Annotated in this window: 17 protein-coding genes and 1 tRNA gene; 6 read left to right on the top strand and 12 right to left on the bottom strand. The window is 68.4% G+C overall.

The genetic code is table 11. The features are described 5' to 3' along the window. Positions 1–38: 38 nt before the first annotated feature. Genes ACO1BU_RS06900 through ACO1BU_RS06880 form a run of 5 tightly spaced genes read right to left on the bottom strand, consistent with a single transcriptional unit; the run spans position 39 to position 5,837 of the window. Complete coding sequence (locus ACO1BU_RS06900; RefSeq protein WP_424135180.1) at positions 39–881, bottom strand: alpha/beta fold hydrolase; 843 nt, start codon at positions 879–881, stop codon at positions 39–41. After that, positions 878–1,255, bottom strand: coding sequence for a hypothetical protein (locus ACO1BU_RS06895; RefSeq protein ID WP_424135179.1), 378 nt, complete (start codon positions 1,253–1,255; stop codon positions 878–880). The genes ACO1BU_RS06900 and ACO1BU_RS06895 overlap by 4 nt, the downstream gene beginning before the upstream one ends. Positions 1,256–1,267: 12 nt before the next feature. Then, the gene (locus ACO1BU_RS06890; protein ID WP_424135178.1) at positions 1,268–2,503 is read right to left on the bottom strand and encodes an ABC transporter substrate-binding protein; all 1,236 of its coding nucleotides are present in this window, start codon (positions 2,501–2,503) and stop codon (positions 1,268–1,270) included. 53 nt (positions 2,504–2,556) lie between these two features. Next, positions 2,557–4,650, bottom strand: a complete 2,094-nt coding sequence (locus ACO1BU_RS06885; RefSeq protein WP_424135177.1) for an acetate--CoA ligase family protein — start codon at positions 4,648–4,650, stop codon at positions 2,557–2,559. 5 nt (positions 4,651–4,655) lie between these two features. Continuing rightward, the gene (locus tag ACO1BU_RS06880) at positions 4,656–5,837 is read right to left on the bottom strand and encodes an acyl-CoA dehydrogenase family protein (protein ID WP_424135176.1); all 1,182 of its coding nucleotides are present in this window, start codon (positions 5,835–5,837) and stop codon (positions 4,656–4,658) included. Positions 5,838–5,987: 150 nt separating this feature from the next. Here ACO1BU_RS06880 and ACO1BU_RS06875 point away from each other — a divergent pair, with 150 nt between their 5' ends. Beyond that, positions 5,988–6,875, top strand: a complete 888-nt coding sequence (locus tag ACO1BU_RS06875; RefSeq protein WP_424135175.1) for a LysR substrate-binding domain-containing protein — start codon at positions 5,988–5,990, stop codon at positions 6,873–6,875. 159 nt (positions 6,876–7,034) lie between these two features. Here ACO1BU_RS06875 and glnA read toward each other — a convergent pair whose 3' ends face one another. Both glnA and ACO1BU_RS06865 read right to left on the bottom strand, forming a co-directional pair. Then, positions 7,035–8,456 carry a type I glutamate--ammonia ligase gene (glnA, locus tag ACO1BU_RS06870; protein ID WP_424135174.1) on the bottom strand — a complete coding sequence of 474 codons (1,422 nt, stop codon included), beginning with the start codon at positions 8,454–8,456 and terminating at the stop codon, positions 7,035–7,037. 112 nt (positions 8,457–8,568) lie between these two features. Next, complete coding sequence (locus ACO1BU_RS06865) at positions 8,569–8,907, bottom strand: P-II family nitrogen regulator (protein WP_159350169.1); 339 nt, start codon at positions 8,905–8,907, stop codon at positions 8,569–8,571. Between the two features lie 311 nt (positions 8,908–9,218). On the opposite strand from ACO1BU_RS06865, the gene ACO1BU_RS06860 reads away from it, so the two are divergent. Together ACO1BU_RS06860 and ACO1BU_RS06855 are read left to right on the top strand one after the other, a co-directional pair. Next, complete coding sequence (locus tag ACO1BU_RS06860) at positions 9,219–10,445, top strand: aminotransferase (RefSeq protein WP_424135173.1); 1,227 nt, start codon at positions 9,219–9,221, stop codon at positions 10,443–10,445. Positions 10,446–10,529: 84 nt separating this feature from the next. After that, positions 10,530–10,602: transfer RNA gene (locus ACO1BU_RS06855), tRNA-His, on the top strand. A gap of 44 nt (positions 10,603–10,646) precedes the next feature. On the opposite strand, the gene ACO1BU_RS06850 is transcribed toward ACO1BU_RS06855, so the two are convergent. Continuing rightward, positions 10,647–10,832, bottom strand: coding sequence for a hypothetical protein (locus tag ACO1BU_RS06850; RefSeq protein ID WP_424135172.1), 186 nt, complete (start codon positions 10,830–10,832; stop codon positions 10,647–10,649). A gap of 181 nt (positions 10,833–11,013) precedes the next feature. On the opposite strand from ACO1BU_RS06850, the gene ACO1BU_RS06845 reads away from it, so the two are divergent. After that, positions 11,014–11,781, top strand: a complete 768-nt coding sequence (locus tag ACO1BU_RS06845; RefSeq protein WP_424135171.1) for an SDR family oxidoreductase — start codon at positions 11,014–11,016, stop codon at positions 11,779–11,781. Positions 11,782–11,795: 14 nt separating this feature from the next. Then, on the top strand, positions 11,796–12,602 hold the full coding sequence (locus ACO1BU_RS06840) for an aspartate dehydrogenase (protein WP_424135170.1): 807 nt from the start codon (positions 11,796–11,798) through the stop codon (positions 12,600–12,602). A gap of 66 nt (positions 12,603–12,668) precedes the next feature. On the opposite strand, the gene ACO1BU_RS06835 is transcribed toward ACO1BU_RS06840, so the two are convergent. Both ACO1BU_RS06835 and ACO1BU_RS06830 read right to left on the bottom strand, forming a co-directional pair. Further along, positions 12,669–13,640 (bottom strand): Bug family tripartite tricarboxylate transporter substrate binding protein, encoded by a 972-nt coding sequence (locus tag ACO1BU_RS06835; protein ID WP_424135169.1) that lies wholly within the window; start codon positions 13,638–13,640, stop codon positions 12,669–12,671. Then, a complete protein-coding gene (locus ACO1BU_RS06830) occupies positions 13,640–15,346 on the bottom strand; it encodes an acyl-CoA dehydrogenase family protein (RefSeq protein ID WP_424135168.1) in 1,707 nt (568 codons plus the stop codon). Before ACO1BU_RS06830 ends, ACO1BU_RS06835 begins: the two co-directional genes overlap by 1 nt. 116 nt (positions 15,347–15,462) lie before the next feature. Here ACO1BU_RS06830 and ACO1BU_RS06825 point away from each other — a divergent pair, with 116 nt between their 5' ends. Then, the gene (locus ACO1BU_RS06825; protein ID WP_424135167.1) at positions 15,463–16,428 is read left to right on the top strand and encodes a LysR substrate-binding domain-containing protein; all 966 of its coding nucleotides are present in this window, start codon (positions 15,463–15,465) and stop codon (positions 16,426–16,428) included. Here ACO1BU_RS06825 and ACO1BU_RS06820 read toward each other — a convergent pair. Together ACO1BU_RS06820 and ACO1BU_RS06815 are read right to left on the bottom strand one after the other, a co-directional pair. After that, the gene (locus tag ACO1BU_RS06820) at positions 16,352–17,527 is read right to left on the bottom strand and encodes a M20 aminoacylase family protein (protein ID WP_424135166.1); all 1,176 of its coding nucleotides are present in this window, start codon (positions 17,525–17,527) and stop codon (positions 16,352–16,354) included. The two genes, ACO1BU_RS06825 and ACO1BU_RS06820, sit on opposite strands and share 77 nt — an antisense overlap. Before the next feature lie 32 nt (positions 17,528–17,559). Further along, entirely contained in the window at positions 17,560–18,414 is an 855-nt protein-coding gene (locus ACO1BU_RS06815; RefSeq protein WP_424135165.1) for an SDR family oxidoreductase, read from the bottom strand. Positions 18,415–18,416: the final 2 nt, after the last annotated feature.

Here is an 18,416-nt window from a genome sequence, read left to right as displayed (position 1 = left end):
TTCGTTCCTCTCCCTGCCGCGTTCTCGCGGCTTGTGCGTCAGCGCGCGGCGCGGATGCGTTCGAGCACCGGCTGCAGGAATTCCGCGAAATGCGCGTAGTTCTCGCTCATCGGAAAGTGGCCGAGCCGCGTCATGATCTCGACCTGGCTGCCGGGGATGTGGCGGGCCGTTTCCTGCGTGGCCTCGGGCGAGCAGGAGTAGTCGTATTCGCCGGTCAGCAGCCAGACCGGGCATTGCGCCGTGTCGATCTTCGCCAGCCGGTCGCGCAGGTCGCCTTCGGCCTTGTAGAAATGCAGGTCGCCGCGGAAGACGCCGGGGCCGCCCTGCATGTAGTGCCAAAGGGTTTCCCAGCGCTCCGCCTCCGGCGATTGCGGGGCCATCAGGCCGGAGACGATGCCGGCGCAGACCTCGCCGCCATGCACATCCGGGCGGTGCGTCCATTGCGTGTCGTAATAGGGATCGACATGCGAGGAGGATTGCAGGCCGATGACGCCGCCGAGGCGCGCACCATGCGCCGCGGCCAGCTCCAGCACCACGCGGCCGCCGATGGAGCAGCCCATGACGATGGGCTTGTTCAGCCCGAGCGCATCAGAGACGCCCAATATGGCTTCCACATAGGAGGCGGTGGTGAGCTTGTACTCCTCCTTCCACCAACCGTCGGGCGGGGAGGACTTGCCATGCCAGGGCAGGTCGAAGGTGATGCAGCGGAAGTGCCGGGTGACCGAGGCGTCGTTCAGCAAGCCGCGCCACTGGCGCGTGTCGGAGCCGGCGGTGTGCAGGCAGAGCAGGGGGATGCCTTCACCCGCTTCCTCGACATAGATGCGATGCGGCACGCCGCCGAGGGTGACGGACATGTAGCCGCCACGAATGGGTTCCATCATGCCGCGGCTTCCTTCTGCGTGGCGCGGAGCGTGGCGAGCGCGGCCTTGAACCAGAGCAGGTGGCTGAAGAAGGGATGCAGGTTCCCTTCCACGCGCAGCTTGCCGTGGCGGAGCATGGCCAGGAGATCGTGCCGGCCGGGCGGCGGCTCGGCTTGCAGGAACTGCGCCCAGGCCTCGGGGTCGATATGGATGGCCAGGGTCCAGGAAGGCATCAGGAAGGGACCGCGGCGGACCCATTCCACGGCACCGTCATGCAGGCGCAGCAGCCATTCCTCCGGGCCGATGGTGAGCAGCAGATCGGCCTCAAGGAAGCGGCCCCAGCGTTGCAGCATGGGGTCTCCATTCACCAGCGCGGGAAGGTTTTCCGGCGTCATGCGGCGTTTCCTTTACGCGGGCGCCAGGGAGCAGCCACCGCCTTGCATGGGGCGGAAGGCCTGCTCGGGCGGAATGGTGCGCACGGTGGCGTAGTAGTCCCACGGTCCCTTGCTCTCCTCCGGCGTCTTCACGCGGAAGAGATACATGGGATGAATCTTGCGGCCGTCGGCACGGACCGTTCCCTTGCCGAAGAGCGGATCGTCGGTGCCGTTGGCCTTCATCCAATCCACCGCCGCCCGGCCGCTGGCATTGCCGCCCAGGGCCGCGCGGGCCTTCAGGTAGTGCCATACGGCGGAATAGCCGCCCGCATGGATCATGCCAGGCTTGAAGCCGTTCATCTGCGGCGCGAAGCGGGCGGAGAAGGCGCGCGTGCCCTCATTCATGTCCCAGTAAAAGGCCTCGGTGAGCGCCAGGCCCTGCGCGGCCTGAAGGCCGAGCGCGTGGACATCGGTGATCTGGAAGAGCAGGCCCGCGAGGCGCGTGCCGCGGCGGGTGACGCCGAATTCGGCGGCCTGCTTGAGGCAGGTGACGGTGTCGGTGCCGGCATTGGCGAGCCCGATCACCTTCGCACGGCTGGACTGCGCCTGGACGAGATAGGAGGAGAAGTCAGTGGTGCCGGGGAAGGGGGTGCGCACGCTACCCAGCACGCGGCCGCCGGCCTCCTTTACGAAGCCAGCCGTATCGGCCTCCAGCGCATGCCCGAAGGCGTAGTCGGCCGTGATGAAGAACCAGGTGTCGGCGCCTTCCGCCACCAGGGCGCGGCCGGTGCCAGCGGCGAGGGACCAGGTGTCATAGGTCCAGTGGACATGGTTGGGACCGCAATTGGCGCCGGTAAGGGCCGCGGTGGCCGGGCCGGTGAAGAGGCCGACCTTGTCCTTGTCCTTCACGAGCCCGCCGACGGCGAGGGCCACGGAGGAGACGGGGACATCCAGGATGGCGTCCACGCTTTCGTTGTCGAGCCAGTTGCGCGCGATGGAGAGGCCGATATCCGGCTTGTTCTGGAAATCGGCCTGGACCACCTCCACCCGGAAGCCCGGGTTCTTGTCCATGAAGTCCTGGGCAGCGAGCCGGGCGCCAATAACAGAGCCCTGGCCGGTATTGCCGGCATAGGGACCGCTCATGTCGCTCAGCACGCCGACGCGCACGAGGCGCGTGGGCTGGGCGTGGATGGCGGGCGCGGCGAGCGCCGTGGCGGCGAAGGCGCCGCTGCCGAGCAGCAGGCGCCGACGGCCGGTGGTGATGATCATCTTTTCTATCCTCCCATTCTTCCCCGGCCTTTCCGGCCGGCGTTATGCGTCGCTTAATCGGTGGGCGCGGTCTCCGGCACCTGGACGCCGGCGAGGCGAATCACGGCGTCCACGGCCATGACGCCCTGTCCTTCGGCCAGGACCATCAGCGGGTTGATCTCGCACTCCGCGACATCGCCGCGCTCGGCCAGGCGGGAGACGGCGACGATGGCGGCGGCCAACGCCTCCATGTCGCCGCGCGGCTTGCCGCGATAGCCTTCAAGGGCGCGCAACGCACGGACCTCGGCGATCATCTCGCATGCCCCCTGGTAATCGACAGGGGCCAGGCGGACGCTGCGGTCGCGGTAGATCTCGGTCAGGATGCCGCCGGCCGCGAGGAGGATGATAGGGCCGACCTGCGGATCGCGGCGGTAGCCCAGCAGCACCTCGCCCAATGGGCGCGTCATGGCCTGGACAAGAACGCGGTCGGCCCCGAGGCTGGGACGCTGCGCGCCAACGCTGGCCACGATGCGACTGGCGGCCTCCGCAAGGGCAGCATCGGAATCCACGCCCAGTGCGACGCCGCCCAGATCGGTTTTGTGCAGGATGTCGCGGTGCAGGATCTTCACCGCGACGGGATAGGGGAAGGGCAGGGCTTCCCGGCCCGCCTGCGCGGCGGGAAGGGCGATGCAGGGGGCATGGGGCACGCCGAGACCGGCGAGCAGCTCGTAGGCTTCGGCCTCGTCCAGCATGCGCTCGCGCCCCTGCGGGGGCGGCGGCGCGGCAGGGGCCGGGCGCGGCTCGCGGCGGGCGAAGGCGGCGGCGATGGCATCCGCGCAGGCTTCCGGCGTTCGGAAGGCAGGGACGCCCGCTTCGGCGAGCATGGCGAGGGCCTGCGGCGCCTCGGGCACGCAGAAGGAGGCGAGATGGGCCTTGTTCCTCGCGGTCTCCACCACCGGCTGCACGGCCAGCTCGGGCTGAAAGCGGGAGGAGGAGCCGGCGACGGCGATCACCAGGTCGTATTCCGGTGCGTGCAGCAGGGCATCCAGCGCGGCCCCCATCACCTCCGGCTTCACCCCGGCCAGGGTGAGATCGAGGATGCGGCCATGGCCGGGATCAATTCCCGCAGCCGCCAGGCGCTGGCGGGTGGGCTCGGCGGGCGCCTCAACGGAGATGCCGCGGATGCCGAGCTGGTCCACCACCATGGCCGCGCCCCCACCCGTGGTGGTGACGACGCCGACCACGGGCTTGCGGGCGCCGGGCTTGCGAATAGGAAGGCGGTGCAGCAGGGCAGGGGCCTCGAACAGCCCCTCCAGCGTGTCCACACGGGCAATGCCGCATTCGCGCAGGAAGGCGTCAGCCACGTCATCCTCACCGGCCAGGGCGCCGGTATGGGAGACAGCGAGTTCCGCCGCCTCGGGCGAGCGGCCGAGCTTGTAGGCAATGACCGGCTTGCCGCGCGCGGCGGCGCCGATGGCGAAGTCACGCAGCGCATCGGCGCCGCGCAGGGTCTCGAGGAAGAGCAGGTAGGAGGTCACGGCCGGGTCATCGAGCGTGCCGGCGCAGACCGAGCCGATGTCGAGATCGACCTCTGCGCCCACTGAGACGAGGCCGGAGAAGCCCAGGCCGCGCTGGCGGCCGCGGGAGAGGATGGCGCCGATCATGCTGCCGCTCTGGGAGGCGACGAAGGCGCCGCCACGCGGCAGGTCGGGCTCGGCAAAGGCGGCATTGGCGGTCAGCACCATGCGATGGTGCAGGTTCACCAGGCCGATGCTGTTCGGGCCGAGCAGGCGTGTCTCCGTGCCGCGCAAGGATTCGCGCAGCGCTGACTCGCGCTCGACGCCCTCCGGCCCTGCCTCGGAGAAGCCACCGGCGAGGACCGTGACGGCGGGAATGCCGAGGCGCGCGCATTCGGCCACGGCCTGCATGGCGCCCTCCGTGGGCAGCAGGATGAAGGCGTGGTCGGGCCGGTCGGGAAGGGCTGAGAGCGAGGGCCAAGCCTTCTGGCCCATCACCGTATCGCGCCGCGCGATCGGGTAGACCATTCCCTCATAGCCGCCCGCGCGCAGAAAGCGCAGCGGACGGGAGGCGGTCTTGGTCACGTCGTCGGAAGCGCCGACAATGGCGATGCTGCGCGGCGAGAGCAGGGCGCTCGGGGCGGGGCGCATCGCGCTCACTCTGCGGCTGCCGCGGGCGGTGCAACCGGGCGGGGTGGGCGCTGCGGGAAGCGACGGCCGAACACCTCTTCCGCCAAGCGGTTCTTCATCATCTCAATGGAGCCGCCCGCGATCATCCAGCCGCGGCAACGCCGCATGCAGTACTCAACCAGGGATTCCTCGGAGAATCCGGTGCCGCCCATGATCTGCACGGCCTCATTCGCTACATCGAAGCCCGCTTGGTTGCAGGCGAGCTTGGCCAAGGTGGTCTCATAGGCCGAGGGAAGGCCGTGATCGGCATTGACGGCGGCGCGGTAAAGCAGGAGCTGCGCGGCTTCCAGCTTCAGCGCCATATCCGCGAATTTCCACTGGAGGCCCTGGAACTCGTTCAGCGTGCGGCCGAACTGTCGCCGTGTCGCGGCATGTTCCTTCGCGCGTTCGAAGGCGTAGCGACCAACGGCGAGGGAGCGGGCGGTGTTGCCCACGCGCTCGGCGTTGAAGGCGGCGATCTGCTTCTTGAAGCCGCCGGGGCCGAGAAGCAGGTTCTCCTTCGGCACGCGGCAATCCTCGAAATAAAGCGCGCTCCACTCCTCCCCGTTCATGAAGCGGGAGGGCTGCCCGATAGTGAAGCCCGGCGTGCCGCGCTCGATCAGGATGGAGCCGATGCCGTCAATGCCCGGCCCGAAGCGGCAATAGATCAGGTAGAGCGAGGCCTCGGCGCTATGCGTGCCGAAGACCTTGGAGCCATTGACGATATAGTGGTCGCCCTCGAGCCGGGCGGTGGTCTTCAACTCGGTGGCGGCTGAACCGGCCTCAGGCTCGCTCATGCCAAGGGAAATGGCGTTCTTCCCGGCCAGCAGGTCCGGCAGCCACTTCGCCTTCTGCTCTGGTGTCGCGTACTCGGCGAAGGTGCGGATGGGGCCGAAATTGCCGGCCTGGACCACATCGGCGCTGCGCGGGCACACCGCGGCCACCTGCTCGATCGCCAGCACCGCATCCATGAGCGTACCGCCCTGGCCGCCATCCTTCTCGGCGATGGTAATGCCGAGCAGGCCCTGCTGCGCCATGAGTTGTGCGACGTCATAGGGAAAACCAGGCGTGTGGGCGCGCTTCAGGGCGCCAGTGGCCAGGTTCTCCTCCGCGAAGCGGCGGACGGAGTCGGCAAAGATCCGCTGGTCCTCGGTGAGGCTGAAATCCATGCCGCGCTGTTTCCTCCGCTTTGCAGACCTTGGGTCTGAAGACCGGGCGCATCCTGCGCCTTGTGGGGCCGGCACGGGTAGCCGACCACTCTTTATGGTGTGATGACTTTTTGGTATGCCTGGGCCTCATCCTGGGGTGGGGACGACCGCGTGAACGGGCCGATGCCGCCGCTGAACCCGCTGCATGTCTTTGCCGTGGCCGCGCGCCTCGGCAGCTTCACGCGCGCGGCAGAGGAACTGGGCGTCTCGCAATCGGCGGTCAGCCGGCAGGTGGCGGTGCTGGAGGGCTATCTTGGCACCCGGCTGTTCCAGCGGGAGCGGCATGGCACCGCCCTGACCGCCGAGGGCTTGGCGCTGCAGGGGGATGTTGGCCCTGCTTTCGAAAGAATTATCGCCGCCGTCATGCGGTTGCGGCAAGAGGCCCAGGAAACGCCGCTGCGGCTTCGGGTTTATGCAACCTTCGCGGCGAAGTGGCTGCTGCCGCGCCTGCACCGTTTCGAGGCCGCTAATCCAGGCATCCGGGTCAGCCTGAGCAACACTGTCGCACCGGTGGATTTCCGCCGTGATGCGGTGGATCTGGCGATCCAGTTGGGTGATGGGCACTGGGCAGGCCTGGAAGCCCAGCTTCTCATTCCCGACATTCTGCAACCCGTGTGCAGTCCGCGCCTGCTGGAGGTCGGGCCTCCGCTACGAACACCGGAGGATCTGCGGCATCATCGGCTGCTCCTCTCCCGCTATCGCCGGGATGATTGGCGGGACTGGCTGTCCGGGATCGGCCGGCCGGATCTGCTGCAGGAGGGGATGGAGTTCACCAGCTCCGTCCTGACCTATCAGGCCGCCATGGAGGGGCTGGGCGTCGCCATCGGCCAGATGGGGCTGATGGACCATGACATTGAGGCGGGGCAGCTCGTGCCGCTTTTCGGTCTTCCGGTGCGGCGGCCCAAGGCGCATTTCATCGTCTGGCCGGCCGACCGGCCACCTGGCCGGAACGCACGGGCCTTTCTCTCCTGGATCCTGGCGGAGGCTGGCAAGCGCTGAGGGGCACCGCGGCGGCGCCATTTCGGCCTGGGGGCCTCCGCTGGTCAGTCCTGCAGCCGGCGCAATCACGCCACCGGCTTTGCCAGCGCTGGCCGACATGAAAACGGCCCGCGTCAGATGACGCGGGCCGCTCCGTTCTATGGTCTGGAGAGGATCTTCTCAGACCGAGTAGTACATCTCGAACTCAACCGGGTGCGGCGTGTGCTCGAACTTGTACACGTCCTGCCACTTCAGCTCGACATAGCTCTCGATCTGGTCCTTGGTGAACACGTCACCGGCCAGAAGGAACTCGTGGTCGGCCTCGAGCGAGCCCAGCGCCTCGCGCAGCGAGCCGCAGACCGTCGGGATGCCCTTCAGCTCCTCCGGCGGCAGGTCGTACAGGTCCTTGTCCATCGCCTCGCCCGGATGGATCTTGTTCTTGATGCCATCAAGGCCGGCCATCAGCATCGCCGCGAAGGCGAGATACGGGTTGGCCGTCGGATCCGGGAAGCGTACCTCGACGCGCTTCGCCTTCGGGCTCGTCGCATAGGGGATACGGCAGGAAGCCGAGCGGTTGCGGGCCGAGTAGGCCAGCAGCACGGGAGCCTCGAAGCCGGGAATCAGGCGCTTGTAGGAGTTGGTGGACGGGTTAGTGAAGGCGTTCAGCGCCTTGGCGTGCTTGATGATGCCGCCGATGTACCACAGCGCGTAGTCGGACAGGTCCGCATAGCCGTTACCGGCGAAGAGCGGCTTGCCGTCCTTCCAGATGGACTGGTGCACATGCATGCCCGAGCCGTTGTCGCCATAGATCGGCTTCGGCATGAAGGTCGCGGTCTTCCCGTAGGAATGCGCAACGTTGTGGATGCAGTACTTGTAGATCTGCATGTGGTCGGCCTGGGTGATCAGCGGGCCGAACTTCGTGCCGAGCTCATGCTGGGACTGCGCCACCTCATGGTGGTGCTTCTCGCCCAGGACGCCCATTTCCATCATGGTGGAGAGCATCTCGGCGCGCAGGTCCTGCTCGGAGTCCACCGGCGGAACCGGGAAGTAGCCGCCCTTGACGCCCGGGCGATGGCCCATATTGCCCTCGGGGAAGTCCTTCATGGACGCACCCGGGCCCTCACCGCTCTCCAGCTTGTAGTGGCCGAAATTGCCGCCGGTGCCGAACTTCACGTCGTCGAAAATGAAGAACTCGGCCTCGGGGCCGAAAAAGGCGGTGTCGCCGATGCCGGAAGCCTTCAGGTATTCCTCGGCCTTCTTCGCCGTGCCGCGCGGGTCGCGCGTGTAGCGCTGGCCGGTGGAGGGCTCATAGATGTCGCAGAACACGATCAGCTGCGGCTTCGCGCTGAACGGATCCATGCAGGCATTCAGCGTGTCCGGCATCAGGATCATGTCGGACTCGTTGATCGCCTTCCAGCCGGCGATCGAGGAGCCGTCGAACATAATGCCCTCGGCGAAGGTGTCTTCCTCGATAGTGGAGACATGCTGGGCCGTGTGGTGCCACTTGCCCTTCGGGTCCGTGAAGCGGAAATCCACGTACTCGACGCTGTTCTCCTTGATCATCTCCATCACCTTGGAGACGCTTTCCTTATCATTCGCCATTAGCTGGGTCCTGTTCCCCTCTGAGCGTTGGTCATCGCGAGGCATCCGCAAACGAATGCGGCCCCCGCCTGGCCCCACCGCGCGCCTATAAGGCAGCGCGGCGGAAAAGTCGTCACACCGCTTCTTCGCCGCGCTCGCCGGTGCGGATCCGCACCACGTCCAGCACATCGGTAATGAAGATCTTGCCGTCGCCGATCCGGCCGGTGCGGGCGGCGGCGGTGATCGCCTCCACGGCACGCTCAGCCAGGTCGTCGGAGCAGATCACCTCGATCTTCACCTTCGGCAGGAAGTCCACGACGTATTCGGCGCCGCGATACAGTTCGGTATGGCCCTTCTGGCGCCCGAAGCCCTTGGCCTCGACCACGGTCAGGCCCTGGAGCCCGATCTCGTGCAGTGCGTCCTTCACCTCGTCCAGCTTGAAGGGCTTAATGATAGCTTCGATCTTCTTCATCGGCTCCGTGTCCCGCAGGGTGCGGGCACCCCGCTCCTCCCGCGTATTGGCCGCGGCCCGGCATAGCGGGCCACTGGCGGGCGGACGTTGCACGGCCCGTGCCGCAGGAGCAAGGACGGGGCAGCGGGAATTTACGAAGCACCGCTCAGATGCTGCCAGGATGGTGGGCGATTTGCCTAAATTATAAGCATATGGGCGGCGCGCGATTGCGCTGCGGCCCCGGCCACCCCATCATGGGCCGGCCCGCGCGTGGGTTGCCCCGCGGATCGGGCGATCCGCAGCAACTTTTCCGGCCGGAACCCAGCCCTGTGATGACCGTCCCGCTCAAGCCTCAGAATGCGCTCCTTTCGGCCACTGGAACCACTGTCTTTACGGTGATGTCCGCCCTGGCGGTGCAGCATGGGGCCATCAATCTCGGCCAGGGCTTCCCGGATTATGAGGGGCCGGAGGTGGTGGTGCGTGCCGCGGCGGAGGCGTTGCTGGACAACCGCAACCAGTATCCGCCCCTGACGGGCGTGCCCGAGCTGCGCGCCGCAGTGGCTGCCGCCAATCGCCGGTTCTATGGTTTGGAAATCGACCCAGCCTCCGAGGTGGTGGTTACTTCCGGCGCCACGGAGGCGATCACGGCCTGCCTGATGGCCGTGCTGAACCCGGGCGACGAATGCGTCCTGATCGAGCCGCTCTATGACACCTACCTGCCGGTGGTGCGGATGCTTGGGGCCGTGCCGAAGCTGGTCCGGCTGACCCCGCCGAAATGGGAGTTGCCCCGGGCCGAGCTGGCCGCCGCCTTTGGGCCGAAGACCAAGGCGATCCTGCTGAATTCTCCTATGAATCCCTGCGGCAAGGTTTTCACCGCCGCGGAGCTGGCCTTCGTGGCGGATCTGGTGCAGCGCCACGGCGCCTATGCCATCTGCGACGAGGTTTATGAGCACCTGACCTTCGATGGCTGGGCTCATATTCCGCTGATGACTCTGCCGGGCATGCGGGAGCGCTGCATGCGGATCGGCAGCGCCGGCAAGACTTTCAGCCTAACGGGCTGGAAGGTGGGCTACATCACCTGCGACCGCTCGCTGGCGGGCAATGTCGCCAAGGCCCATCAGAACCTGACCTTCACCACCGCGCCGAACCTGCAACGGGCCGTGGCGGTCGGGCTGGGCCTGGAGGATTCCTACTTCGCCGGGCTTTCCACGACGCTCCAGGCCAAGCGGGACCGGTTGGCGGCGGGGCTGGCGGCGCTGGGCTTTGGGGTGTTGCCGGCCCAGGGCTCCTACTTCATTTCCGCCGATTTCCGGCCGGTGGTGCAGGCCTGGGGCTTCACCGGGGACGATGTGGCCTTCTGCCGAATGATCACCGAGGAGGCAAAGGTGACCGCCATTCCCGTCTCGGCCTTCTATGACGGGGAAGGGGCGCCGAAGCACTATGCCCGCTTCGCCTTCTGCAAGGGCGATGCGGTGCTGGACGAGGCGCTGGCCCGTCTGGCGGCCTGGAAGGAGGCCCGGATGGCGGCCATCGGCAACGGCGTGCGCGCGGCCGGTTGACGGCGCCCCCGGCCTGACCCTAAACCGCGCCGCCGGCCGGGAATTCCCGGTGCGGCGGCCGGGACCTTCGGTCCCAGCGATATGGCGGCCTTAGCTCAGTTGGTAGAGCGCCAGGTTGTGGTCTTGGATGTCACGGGTTCGAGTCCCGTAGGTCGCCCATCCGCCCTTTCCCACGCTGAACGGCCCTGAGGGGCCACGGTCTTATGGCTCGGGGAACTGGTCCGGTTCCTCGCGGCTGACCTGCTGGGCCCGGCGCATTGTTTCCAGCAACTTCCGCGCGACAGGGAGCATGACCTGACTGCCGCGGTGCTCAAGTGCGGCGACAATGGCTTCCTGAAGCGCGATCCGCGCTTCGCCGCCGCTCAGGCGGCTTTGTGTGGCTTGCATGCAGGACCTCGGCCCTCAAATCCCAGTTTTCTCCGGTGTTAGCGGTCGCTTCCTAAAAATCTGTCACCGCAGGCCGGGGCTGGGAGGCAGCCGCTCCTCGGTTGACAGGGGCGCAGCCCGCCCGCGAACTCCTGACCGGCTGGAGGCGGACAACGCCGCCCCAGGACTGGAGAGGACGCCCATGCAGCTTTCCCTGGAGGGTCGCCGCGCCCTGATCACCGGTGGGTCCCGTGGACTCGGCCTTGCCATGGCGAGGGCCTTCGCGGCCGCCGGGGCACGCGTCGCCATGGTGGCACGACAGGAAGGGCCTCTGGCCGAGGCGGCTCGGTCGATCCCGGGCAGCGTGCCAGTCACGGCCGACATCGCCACGGCCGAGGGCTGCGAACAGGCTTATCGGGACGCCGAATCGGCGCTCGGCGGCGTCGATATCCTCGTGAACAATGCCGGTACCTCCCGCCGGGGCCCGCTGATGTCGCTTTCCGATGCGGATTGGCAGCAGGATCTGGATCTGAAGCTCTTCGCCGCGATCCGGCTGGCCCGTCTGGTCTGGCCGGGCATGGCAGGGCGGCGCTTCGGGCGGATCATCAACGTGCTGAATATTGGGGCGAAGGCGCCGCCGCCGACGGGTGCGCCCACCGCCGTCTCGCGCGCCGCAGGCATGGCGCTGACCAAGATCATGGCTGGGGAAGGGGCCCCGCTGGGGATCAATGTGAACGCGCTGCTGGTCGGCAAGATCGATAGCGACCAATGGGTGCGCCGCCACGCTGCCGATCCGGGTGGGCAGACCTATGAGGAATGGATGGAGGAGGCCGGCCAGGCCATCCCCATGAAGCGGATGGGCCGCGCCGAGGAGTTTGCCGCCATGGCCCTGGCGCTCGCCTCCCAACCCGGCGATTACGTCACGGGCACCGCCATCAACGTGGATGGCGGCATGTCGCCCGTCGTCTGAGCAGGAGGCTTCCCTTGGTCAAAACGGTTGCCATCGCCGGGCTGGGCGCCATCGGCCTGGAACTGGCCCGCCATCTGGACGCGGAGGTGGAGGGGCTGCGCCTCGTCGCCGTGGCAGCGCGCGACATGGCCAAGGCGGAAGCCAACCTGTTGGGCTTCCGTAGCCGACCCAAGCTGGTGCCGATCGAGGCTCTGGCGGAGGAGGCGGAGATCATCGTTGAATGCGCGCCGGCAGCGGTGTTCGAGGCGGTGGCAGTGCCGGCCATCCGGCGCGGGCGCATTTTCGTCCCGGCTTCTGTCGGTGCGCTGCTGCCGCGCATGCATCTGGTGGAGGAGGCGCGGGCCAGCGGTGCCCGGATCATCGTGCCGACCGGCGCCCTGCTGGGACTGGATGCCGTGCGCGCCGCGGCCGAGGCGCCCGTGGCAAGCGTGGTCATCGAGACCCGCAAGCCGCCGCGCGGGCTGGAGGGTGCGCCCTATCTGGCTGAGAAGGGGCTGGACATGGGGACAGTGACCGAGCCGACCCAGATCTTCAAGGGAAATGCCTTTGAGGCTGCGCGTGGCTTCCCGGCCAATGTGAACGTCGCCGCCGCCCTGGCCCTGGCGGGAATCGGACCGGAGCGGACCGTGGTCGAGATCTGGGCGGTGCCCGGCCTGACCCGCAACACCCACACGATCCGCGTGGAAGCCGATGCGGCGCGCTTCACCATGACGATCGAGGGCGTGCCCAGCGAGACGAATCCGCGCACGGGGAAGCTGACGCCGCTATCGATCCTGGCCTGCCTGCGCGGGCTGGTTTCGACGTTGAAGGTGGGAAGCTGACAAAGCCGGGGGAGAGGAAATTCTCCCCCGGACCCGTTGTGTTTACCTGGAGTTTGACGCGCGGTTTCAATCCGCGCGGACATTTGCCTCGCGGATGACGCGGGCCCAGCGTTCGGACTCCGTGGCCATTAGCGTCTTCAGGGCGGCAGGGGTCCGTTCCGGCGCCAACTGCATGCCCTGGCTTTCCAGGAACTTCCGCATCTCCGGTTGCGCGACTGTGGCCGCGAGCGCGGCGCGCAGCCGTTCACGCAGCGGATCGGGTGTCGCGGCGGCCACGACGAGGCCGAAGAAGACCGAGGCGTCATAGCCCGGCAGACCCTGCTCGGCGATCGTCGGCAGGTCTGGCAGCACCGCGGAGCGTTCCAGGGTTGTGATGCCCAGCGCGCGCGCACGGCCGCCCTGCAGATGGGGCAGGGCGGTCAGCACATCGGTGAACACCATCGCAATATGTCCGGCCAGCAGATCGTTCAGCGCCGGGCCGGTGCCGCGATAGGGGATGTGTTCGAAATTCGTCCCGGCCATGGTGTTGAACAGCGCGCCGGCGAGATGGGAGGAGGCACCATTGCCGGAGGAGCCGAAGGAAAGCCGCTCCTTCTTCGACAGGGCGATCAGTTCCTGCACATTGCGCGCGGGGATATTGGCGTTGACCGTCAGCACGTTCGGGATGAGGCCGAGCGGGGCCACCGGCGCGAAATCCTTCACGGGGTCATAGCCCTGGCCGGGATAGAGCATCTTGTTGATGGCCAGCGGGCCGGAGGTGCCGAAGAGGATCGTGTGGCCGTCCGGCGCGCTGCGGGCCACGAATTCCGCCCCGATATTTCCGCCAGCGCCGGCGCGGTTCTCCACGACCACAACCTGATTCAGGCCCTCGCCGAGGCTGATGGCGAGGCGGCGCGCGATCAGATCCGTCGGACCGCCGGGGGAAAAGGGAACGACCAGCAGGACCGGTCGTCCGCCGGGCTGGGCGAGGGCCGGGCGAGCGAGGGCGGCGACAGTGGCGGCGCCGAGAAGGGCGCGGCGGGGAAGGGTGGGTTCCATCAGGCGTTCTCTCCCTGGTTCGCGCCGGGATCGGGCAGAAGGTCCCGGAGCGTTGCGGCCTCTTCGGTGGCCGGATTCAGCGGATCGCGCGCCAGCACGCGGTGGCGCAGCACGAGCCGCGCGATTTCCAGCCGCTCTGGCATGGCAAGCCGCGCGGCTTCCCAGGCCAGGGCGGCCGCGGAAGTGACGTGATAGAGGGCGGAAGCGGCCTGGCGGGCCAGGGCCGGATCGTCCTGGGCGGCTTCGGCGAGGGCGATGGCGCGGTCCAGCGCGGGGGCCGCCTCGGGAAGCGTTTCGCCATTGCCGAGCAGGGCGCGGACATGATCGCGCAGGACGGGCAGGGAGCCCTCGCGCGTCGCGGCGCGCAGAACATCCAGGGCGACGATGTTGCTCGTGCCTTCCCAGATGCTGCCCAGGTGGGAATCGCGCAGCAGCCGCGCGTCCGACCATTCCTCAATGTAGCCACAGCCGCCACGCACCTCCATCGCGTCGCCTGTCACCTTGCGGGCGTCGCGGCAGGCGCGGAACTTGATCAGCGGCGTGAGAATGCGGAGGAGCGGGTAGGCGCCGTCCTCCCCGGCATCGGATCGGCGCAGCGCCTCGGCGGTCTGGAAGACCATCGTGCGCGCCTGCTCCGTCGGCACTAGCATCTTGGCGAGCTGCCGGCGCATCAGCGGCATCTCGATCAAGCGCTTGCCAAAGGCGACGCGGCGATGGGCGATGAACAGCGCTTCGGTCGTCGCGCGGCGCATCATGCCGGCGGCGCGCACGCCATTCGAGAGACGGGAGTTGTTCACCATATCCGCCATCTGGCGAAAGCCCGCCTCCGGCTCGCCCACCAGCCAGGCAATGGCGCCGTTCATGGTGACCTCGCCCGAGGCCATGGAGCGGGTGCCGAGCTTGTCCTTCAGCCGGACGATGCGGTGGTGGTTCGGCGTGCCGTCTGGCAGGGTGCGGGGCAGGAGGAAGAGGGAGACGCCCTTCAGGCCGGGCGCGCCGTTCTCGCGCCGGGCCAGCACCATGGCGAGTTCCGCATCGGGATTGGAGCAGAACCACTTGTCGCCGGTGAGGGACCAGGTGCCATCCTCACGCGGGGCGGCTTGCACCACCGTCGCGGCGATGTCGGAACCGGCGCCCTGTTCCGTCATGAACATCGAGCCCTGGTTCAGTGCGTCCATGTCCTGGCTGGTCAGCGCGGGCAGGTAGCGGGCGACCAAGGCGGGATCGCCGAACTTCCGGAGCGTGCGGGTCAGGCTGTCCGTCATGCTGACGGGGCAACAGAGGCCGAATTCGGCCTGCACGAAGAGATAGGTCAGCAGGTATTTCGCCGCGGGTGGCATGGGCTTGTCCCAGCCCAGTACGCCGCCGCGATGGGAGAGAGCGGCGAGGCCGAACTCACCGAAGGCCAGCCGCTCCATCTCGCGATAGGCAGGGTGGTACTCGATGCTCTGCGTATCTTCGCCCCGGCGGTTGCGGTGGTGCAGCTCGGGCGGGTTGTGGTCGGCCGTCATGGCCAGGGCGTCGAGCGTGCCGCCGGCCAGGGCGCCGAGCCGGTCGAGATGCGGTTCCAGATGCGCTGCGAGGTCGGGCGGCAAGTAAAGCGAGGCAAGGCGGGCCAGAACCGGGTCCGCGCGGAACAGGTTCAGGCCGTGGCTGTCCGGAATCGCGGCGGCGCCGGCCGGTGGGCCGGGGGGGCGAACATGCATGGCGCGCTTCCTCGAACTGATGGGCCCCTGTGATGCGGGCCGGCGAAAGCTGATCGCGCCGGGGCGGCATGCCAATCGATTTGTTAGGCGGAGGCGTTGAGCTAAGCTCAACGCCGATGACCTATCGGCGCCTGCCCTCCCTGGTCGCGCTGCGCAGCTTCGAAGCAGCGGCGCGGCACCGCAGCGTGACCCGCGCGGCGGGGGAGCTTTCCGTCACGCCCGGCGCCGTCAGCCGTGGGGTAAGGATGCTGGAGGAGGAGCTGGGGACGGCCCTGTTCACCCGTGGTGCATCCGGCCTGGCATTGACACCCGCAGGGGAGGCGCTGTTCGCCGCCGCGCGGGATGGGCTGGACCGGATCGCGGCGGGGGTGGTCGCGATGCGCCATGCGGCGCCGCGCCGGAGGCTGCGGATCGGGGCCTACACCCTCTTCGCCAGCCGCTGGCTGATCCCGCGCTGGAACCGGCTGCGGGAGCGCCATCCGGAGCTGGAGATCGATTTGCAGACCAGCGCCGATCCGCTGGAACTGGTGCCCGGCGCTTTCGACGCGGTGATCGCGGTGGCGGATTCACGGCCTCGTCCGGGCCTGGCGATGCTGCCGCTCGTGCCGATCGAGATGGTGCCGGTCTGCGCGCCCGCCCTGGCCCGGGATGGCTTCGACTGGCGGGGGCAGCGGCTGCTTCATTCGCGGCAGCGGCCGGATGACTGGGCGCGCTGGCTTTCGGCCGCCGGCATCACGGGCCTGGATCCGAATGCGGGACCGCGCTTCGAGAGCATTGCCCTGGCGCTGGATGCGGCGGCGGAAGGGGCGGGGGCGGACGGGCTGGGCGGGGGGCTGGCGCACGGTGCCCTGGTGGGACAGGACCTCGCGGCGGGGCGCGTGGTGGTGCCGCATCCCTTCATGCGGTCCACCACGCGCCGCTTCACCCTGCTGCACGACGCTGAACGGGAGGACGACCCGGCGCTGGCTGCCCTCCGCGATTGGCTGGCCGAGGAGGCCCGGCTGGTCAGCCCTTCCGGGGAAGCTGCTGTTCCACCAGCGTCGCCCACCAGGAGGCACCGACCGGCAGGACATCGTCATTGAAGTCGTAGCGGGGATGGTGGACCTGCGGGTCGCTGGCGGACCGGCCGGCGCCGAGCATGAGATAGGCGCCGTCCTTGGCGTTGAGCATGAAGGAGAAGTCCTCGCCGCCCATGGTCGGCTTCTCCAGCTCCTTCACGCGACCCTCGCCGGCCACGGCGCGGGCGGCCTTCGCGGCCAGGGCGGTGCTCTCGGGCTCGTTGATGGTGGCGGGGTACATGCGGTCGAAATGCACCTCGGCCTGCGCGCCGAAGGCCAGGGCGATGCCGGAGGCGATCGACTTCACCTTCGTCTCCAGGATGTCGCCGACCTCGGGCAGGAACCACCGGGCCGTGCCGCGCAGGGTCACAACTTCCGGGATTACGTTGAAGGCATTGCCGCCCTTGATCTCGCCGATGGTGACGACGGCGCCCTCGACCGGCTCCACGTTGCGGGCCACGATGGATTGCAGTGCGGTCACGATCTGGGCCGCGATGACGACGGGGTCATTGCCCTGGTGCGGCATGGCGCCATGCGCGCCCTTGCCGGTGATGGTGATGCGGATATCCGCCACCGCCGCCATCACGGGGCCGACGCGCCAATAGATCTCGCCCGCGGGCAGGCCGGGCCAGTTGTGAAGGCCGAAGACGCGGTCCATCGGGAAGCGCTCGAACAGCCCCTCCTTCACCATCACCTCGCCGCCCCCGCCCATTTCCTCGGCGGGCTGGAAGATCATATAGGCGGTGCCGGAGAAGTTCCGCGTCTCCGCCAGGTAGCGCGCCGCGCCCAGCAGCATGGTGGTGTGGCCGTCATGGCCGCAGGCATGCATCACGCCGGGGGTCTGGGAGGCGTGGGGCACGCCGGATTCCTCGTGGATCGGCAGGGCGTCCATATCGGCGCGCAGTCCGATGGCGCCGCCCTCGCCACGGCCCTTGATGACGCCGACCACGCCCGTTGTGGCGATGCCGGTAATCACCTCGTCGCAGCCGAATTCGCGCAACTTCTCGGCCACGATGCGGCTGGTGCGGACTTCCTGGAAGTTCAGCTCGGGATGCTGGTGGAAGTCGCGGCGCCAGGCCGTCATGTCGTCGTGGAATTCGGCGATGCGGTTGATGATGGGCATGGGGCCTCGCTGGCGGATGGTCTTGGGCCTCGCTAGCGCGAGGAGAAGGTGAGGGCCAGTCCTTCCGACAGCCCGATCGGGTTGACCCGCAGCTCATCGCGCATCGGGCGGATGTCGAAGGCCTTGTCCTCGGTCAGGCGACGCAGCTCGGCGGCGCGGATGCGGGGAATGCCGGGGACAAGGCGCAGCAGCGGCACGGCGGCAAGCAGCGGGGTCAGGGGCAGGGGCACCACGCGGGGCGGGCGGAACCCGGCTGCACGGCAAACGGTGCGGAGGAAATCGGCGTAGCGCATGGGCTCGGGGCCCGCGATCACCAGGGCATGCGGGCCTTTCCAGTCCCGCCGCAGGGCGGCGACCAGGGACCGCGTGACGTCGGACTGGTGGATGGGCTGCACCAGGGCGCGGCCGCCGCCGGGCAGCGGCGCCAGGGGCAGGCGGCGCAGCAGGGCGGCCAGGCGCTGGACGTTATCCTCACCCTGGGCGCCGTAAATCATGGTGGGGTGCAGGATCACGCCCGGGCGGCCGCTTTCCAGCAGCGCTGCCTCGCCGCTCCGCACCCCGTCGCCATGGTCGTCGCGCCAGCGGGAGAACCGGCGGGTGCTGCCCATCAGAACCACGGGCACGCCGGGCGGAGCGGCGGCCAGGATGGCAGGCGCATGGCGGGCATGGGCGCAGGAGACAATCTGGCCCGCACCGTCCAGCGCCGCGCGCAAGGTGTTCGGGTCGCGCAGATCGGCCAGCCGGGGCGCACCGGGCAGGCCCGTGGCGGCCCAGCGGGCAGCATCCCGCACTACGGGGAGGAAGGGCAGGCCCTCCGCGATCAGGGCGCGGGAGAGGGCGATGCCGGATCGGCCGGAAGCACCAATCACGGCAATCAGTTCAGCCATAA

Origin of the sequence: Roseomonas chloroacetimidivorans, from assembly GCF_049629625.1 — a bacterium.
GTDB classification, from domain to species: Bacteria; Pseudomonadota; Alphaproteobacteria; order Acetobacterales; family Acetobacteraceae; genus Roseomonas; species Roseomonas chloroacetimidivorans.
Note: the sequence above shows the minus strand (reverse complement) of the source record. Positions and strands in the feature narration are given on the sequence as shown.